Source organism: Nocardioides sp. P5_C9_2 (genome assembly GCF_054049555.1).
On the sequence record NZ_JBFUMD010000477.1, the window covers coordinates 1 to 2973 of the forward strand.

The following is a 2973-nucleotide window of genomic DNA, read 5'->3' on the forward strand; positions in this document are numbered from 1 at the left end:
GTACGAACCACTCTTGTGATCGAGGAAATCGAGAACGGTCTCTTCCCGAGTCAGGGTGCCCAGGTGCTGGAGCTCCTGCGGAATGAAGCCAGCGCCCACGATGTGACGTTGCTTGCGACTACCCATAGCCCGGCACTCCTCGACGCGATGGAGCCTACCGATCACAGAGGAGTAGTAATCTGCGAGCGAGACAAGTCGGGCCGCAGCCAGTTGCGACGTCTCGTGGATCATCCGAGGTACGTGGAGCTCGTAAGCGGAGCCGGGGTTGGGCAGGCTCTAACACGCGGCAAACTGCGTCCTGAACCGGACAAGCCTATTCGATCGATCGCTGACATCTTCGCGTCATGAGGCGCCGAGTGGAACTGCTCGACACCTCCATCCTCGTCGAACTGCTTCGCGTCCCTGGCGAGCACGAACACGTCGAGGAGATCGAGGCGGCTTTCCTCGCGAAGCAGTCCAACGGCGTGACATTTCAGATTCCGGCGGGAACGCTGATCGAGACCGGTGCGCACATCTCACGTATCGACAACGGCCACCACCGTCGAGAGTGCGCGAAGCGATTCCAGTCCGTGATTTCTCAAACGCACGCAGGTGTGACGCCGTGGACGTTCACTGAACTGGAATGGGGCCAGGACTTCATCGAGGAGATCCTCAATCCGGCTAGCAACCACCAGAGCATCAGTGAGTCGCTCGCTAGCCAGAATCTGGAGATGGGAGATCTTGTCATCTTGACTGAGTTTCGACGACTGCGACTTCAACTCGACCTGACTGTGGTCGACCTCGATGTCTGGACTCAGGACGCGGCGCTGCGCGCAGCGGTAGACGAGGTCCGACAGGGACGATCCTTCTGAGTGGGACTCGTCCGGCATGTGACGGCCGAAGTTGCTTCGGGCAGAGCGGGCGTCGAATCCGTCCTAGACGTGGGGGTCGCCGGGCGGCGTCGCCGATAACAACTAGAACTGTCGGCACCTACCCCAGCGGTCAGATTCCATCCTCGAACCCGTAGTCCTCCTCGATGTCGATGAAGTCGTTGACGACCTCGAGAGCAACCACCCAGTAGGGCACGAACTGGCCGAGCTCGTCCCTGGGCTGGAACTTGGCCCCGACGGTGATGTGCGCGGGCTCCGGCGAGGAGCTGGACCCGCAGGTCATGAACTTGGTGGCCTCATCAGCGACGACGACGCGGATGTCCATGTTCCGCAGGCCGAGGATGATGTCGCGTCCGTGGGAAGCGTCGGCGGTCAGGGTGTCGAAGGGGTGGTCCATTGCAGGGTCCTGTCTTGTCGTCGGTGCGCGGGTTGCGCACCGTGGCGAGGCGGGACGGTTCTGAGAGTTGGGACGCTGAGCAATCGCCGCACGGACTCCGGTGAGCTGGGCTGCACTTGAGAGACAGGCGGCAGCGCTGACGGTCTCTTTCGAGCGCTTCGGCGCTCCGTGCCACGGCCCGGCATACAGGCCGATCCGGGCACCAAACGCCCAGGAGGGCGGATGTCCACAAACAAGTTGAGCCGAGCGGGTCGACACGTCACTGATCTCCCCGAGGTCAAGCGCCGCCGACGCCTGGAGAACCTGCTGTACACCCGCAAGCGGGTGGCGCACCTCGTCGCCGAGTACCGGTCACACGGACTCGACGAGCACATTGAGCTCTACCTCCTTCAGTTGGAGGTGGAGCAGGTCCTGGCCGACGAGTTCCCCGACGTCTACGAGGACCACGTCGGCGACTGGGTCGACGAGGAGATGGCGGCTGAACACCACCCGATGGTCACGGCTGCGACCTGCAGCCTGTGCCACGCCATCGCGGTGCACAACGGTGGAGGCGCACCGCTCGCGGCCTGACGGCCGGACATCATGCAGTGGGGTGGGCCGATCTGGCCCGCCCCACTGTTGTGCGGACCACGCGCACCCGTCCCTCCGCGAGCCGTTGGGATCTAGTGGCGTCGGTAGCACCGCGGTGGGCGTGCTCGAGCGCCCGCCGGACGGGCAGCACAGACCGGATACGCACGGATACTTCGCCCAGGTATCCACGAGTGGCACGTTGCGGCGACGCTCCAGGCGCCGTCGCAGCGGCGCAACTCCAAAGTGCGGTGGTTGCCGGGTGGCAACGACTACGGACAGTCGGCGCCATGACAGAACACGACGCCTCCAACACCTCCGAGTCCATCGACGCACCTGAGGCGCTGGACAGCTTCCTCAAGGCCTACCGACCCACCGGCGTGACCGAGGAGAACTGGGCCCGCATCGCCGACGACGCAGTGCAGCTGGTGCTCCGCGCCGGTGCCATGACGCGGCTGCGCGTGGAGAAGGACATCCAGCTCCTCGGCGCTGTCGTCGCGCACCTGGTCAAGCGCGGACGACCCGTGACGCTCGACGAGGCCCTCAGCGACTCCACCCTGCTCTCGTTCGACACGTCCCTGCAGGTGGGCAAGAAGACGAAGGAGAACAAGCGCGGCATCACCCGACGCCTGCAGGCCGTCCACCGCGGCCTGCCCTGGCGCGCGGAGAAGCGGACACCCGAGGAGCGGACAGACAACCTGGTCGCCCACACCGAAGTCGCAACCATGCGCCGGATCCTCGAACGTGCGCACGCGATCGCTGACGACGAGGAGGGCGCGGCCTTCATCGCGGCCGTCTCCGCAGCCCGGGAGGCTCGGCGCGTTCAGGGTGCCGCACCCTGCGCGAGCGCACACGACTGGGCTGCGGCTCGCCGCTTCGCGGACCGGCACGGCTGGACCATGACCCAGCGTCTGCTCAAGGCCTGCGTCACCCACGAGACCCTGAACACCGACCAGCCCCTCGCCATCGTGATCCGTGACCACGGGCTGTCGCGCCGCGACCTGGACCTCGGACTCACCCGCGTGCGCGACCTGCCCGACCTCCCTGCCCCGTCGCACCACGACCTCCTTCGCGGCACCGCCTGAGGCTCGAAGTCGCCCTGCCCGACCGATTTCGGACGCTGGCGTGCAGCGATTGCAC

5 protein-coding genes are annotated in these 2973 nt (G+C 65.6%); 4 read left to right on the forward strand and 1 reads right to left on the reverse strand.

The window, feature by feature from the left end; translation table 11 throughout:
- Positions 1-63 precede the first annotated feature (63 nt).
- Both ACXJKL_RS18390 and ACXJKL_RS18395 read left to right on the forward strand, forming a co-directional pair.
- Entirely contained in the window at positions 64-348 is a 285-nt protein-coding gene (locus ACXJKL_RS18390) for a hypothetical protein (RefSeq protein ID WP_457208452.1), read from the forward strand.
- Positions 349-356: 8 nt separating this feature from the next.
- Positions 357-851 (forward strand): hypothetical protein, encoded by a 495-nt coding sequence (locus ACXJKL_RS18395; protein WP_457208448.1) that lies wholly within the window; start codon positions 357-359, stop codon positions 849-851.
- 130 nt (positions 852-981) lie between these two features.
- Here ACXJKL_RS18395 and ACXJKL_RS18400 read toward each other — a convergent pair whose 3' ends face one another.
- Complete coding sequence (locus tag ACXJKL_RS18400; protein ID WP_457208449.1) at positions 982-1266, reverse strand: hypothetical protein; 285 nt, start codon at positions 1264-1266, stop codon at positions 982-984.
- A 222-nt stretch (positions 1267-1488) separates the two neighbouring features.
- Here ACXJKL_RS18400 and ACXJKL_RS18405 point away from each other — a divergent pair, with 222 nt between their 5' ends.
- Both ACXJKL_RS18405 and ACXJKL_RS18410 read left to right on the forward strand, forming a co-directional pair.
- Entirely contained in the window at positions 1489-1836 is a 348-nt protein-coding gene (locus tag ACXJKL_RS18405; protein ID WP_457208450.1) for a hypothetical protein, read from the forward strand.
- 287 nt (positions 1837-2123) lie between these two features.
- Complete coding sequence (locus tag ACXJKL_RS18410) at positions 2124-2918, forward strand: hypothetical protein (protein ID WP_457208451.1); 795 nt, start codon at positions 2124-2126, stop codon at positions 2916-2918.
- Positions 2919-2973 lie beyond the last annotated feature (55 nt).

Coding starts and splice junctions, on each gene's coding strand:
- ACXJKL_RS18400 (WP_457208449.1), bottom strand. CDS start 1,266: ATGGACCACCCCTTCGACACCCTGACCGCCGACGCTTCCCACGGACGC.
- ACXJKL_RS18405 (WP_457208450.1), top strand. CDS start 1,489: ATGTCCACAAACAAGTTGAGCCGAGCGGGTCGACACGTCACTGATCTC.
- ACXJKL_RS18410 (WP_457208451.1), top strand. CDS start 2,124: ATGACAGAACACGACGCCTCCAACACCTCCGAGTCCATCGACGCACCT.